Source organism: Arthrobacter sp. Dra40 (assembly GCF_059091905.1).
In genome coordinates, this window is sequence record NZ_JBNHHB010000508.1 from 1 (window position 1) to 1,174 (window position 1,174).

General features: G+C 60.1%; 2 protein-coding genes. Both read right to left on the reverse strand.

Annotated elements, in window-relative coordinates; all coding sequences use genetic code 11:
* Nucleotides 1-39: 39 nt before the first annotated feature.
* A complete protein-coding gene (locus AC5RWT_RS37605) occupies nucleotides 40-894 on the reverse strand; it encodes an IS3 family transposase (RefSeq protein WP_494084653.1) in 855 nt (284 codons plus the stop codon).
* Nucleotides 891-1,174 (reverse strand): helix-turn-helix domain-containing protein (locus AC5RWT_RS37610; protein ID WP_494084654.1); only part of this gene is annotated, 284 nt, incomplete at its 5' end. The genes AC5RWT_RS37605 and AC5RWT_RS37610, both read right to left, overlap by 4 nt.

Genomic DNA, 1,174 nt, shown 5'->3' on the forward strand with positions numbered 1-1,174 from the left:
TGAACTGGGCCCCGAAAGTTGGACTGGCTAAATAAGAGCCTAGGCGGCGAGGGCCTGAGCACGGTATTGCACCGGGCTCAGGCCCTTGAGCTTTGTTGAGATTCTTTCGGTGTTGTACCAATGCACGTACTCATGCAGTGCGGACTGCAGCGCCTCGATGTTGAGGAATCGAACGTGGTGGAAGAGCTCTTCCTTGAGGTGTCCGAAAAAGTTCTCCATCACGGCGTTGTCATAGCAGTTGCCCTTGCGGGACATCGACTGGACGGCGCCGGCGTTCTGCAGAAGCTTCCGCCAGGAGAGGTGCTGGTACTGGAAACCTTGGTCGGAATGCACGAGCGGATTCTGGCCGCAGGAGAGCGTTGTCAGAGCTTGACGCAGTGAGGTGTTGGTGAGCTCCAGGTTTGGAGACGGGCCCAGTGTGTAGGAGATGATCTGCCGGTCGAAGAGGTCCATGACCGGCGAGAGGTAGAGTTTCCGATCTCCGACGCTGAACTCGGTCACATCCGTGACCCACTTCTGGTTCGGGGCATCGGCTTCGAACTCCCGGTTCAGCAGGTTGGGGGCCACGGCGCCCTGCTCGCCCTGGTAGGAGTTGTAGCGCTTCCTTCGCCGGACTTTGCAAACCAGCCGCAGGGAACGCATCAGCTTCAGCACGGTCTTCTTCGCGATCGTCCAGCCCTTCTTGACCAGTTCAGTGTGGATGCGGCGGTGCCCGTATCTGCCATGGTTCTTCGCAAAGATTTCCGCGACTGCCGTCTTGAGTTCCTTGTTCGGATCCGGGGCTTGGAGGCGGGCCTGGTGATAATAGAACGTTGACCGGGCGAGGCCGGCGACCTGCAGCAGAACGGGTAGGGGAAAGTCAGCCTTGAGAGCGATGATGGCCTGAACCTTCACCGTCGTTCCTGCGCCCTCAAGGCCCGCAATTTTCCCAGGTAGGCCACTTCAGCCCGCAACCGTTCGTTCTCGCGCCGCAACCGCTCCACCTCGGACAACTCCGCGGGCGGGGGCACATCAGGTTTCCTGGGTCTGCCTTTAGGCTTGGGACGCAACGCATCCGCACCCTCCCGGCGATATGCTCGTACCCACGTTTCGAGCAGGCGAGGCGACGACAAGCTGACTTCTGCTGCGAGATCAGGGGCAGTCTCACCAGCGAGGAACCGTTCAACCAAAGCGA